Here is a 248-nt window from a genome sequence, read left to right on the forward strand (position 1 = left end):
TGGTGGCAGTACACTTAGTGACATGCATCCATCAATTATTAACAATATTAAGCATTTACGATCAAACAACATCTACCCTATTATCGTTCATGGCGGTGGCCCTTTTATTAATGATGCATTATCAAACAGCTGTGCATCTACACCACATAAGCCTATTGCAGAACATTGGTGCTGGTTAAATTGAGCTACTAATGCCGTGTTAACGTCTGCAATGAGCGTGCGTTTAGTAATCGTCATGGTTGCTTTAT

The 248-nt window shown here is 39.5% G+C and carries 2 pseudogenes; one reads left to right on the forward strand and one right to left on the reverse strand.

Going from position 1 to position 248, the window contains the following annotated elements:
- A pseudogene (locus IDG65_RS14575) lies at positions 1 to 127 on the forward strand (amino acid kinase family protein); the annotation flags it as partial.
- Here IDG65_RS14575 and IDG65_RS14580 read toward each other — a convergent pair.
- Positions 121 to 248, reverse strand: a pseudogene (locus IDG65_RS14580) (acetylglutamate kinase); the annotation flags it as partial. The pseudogenes IDG65_RS14575 and IDG65_RS14580 sit on opposite strands and share 7 nt — an antisense overlap.

Origin of the sequence: Staphylococcus sp. EG-SA-17 (assembly GCF_017151845.1) — a bacterium.
Taxonomy (GTDB): domain Bacteria; phylum Bacillota; class Bacilli; order Staphylococcales; family Staphylococcaceae; genus Staphylococcus; species Staphylococcus aureus.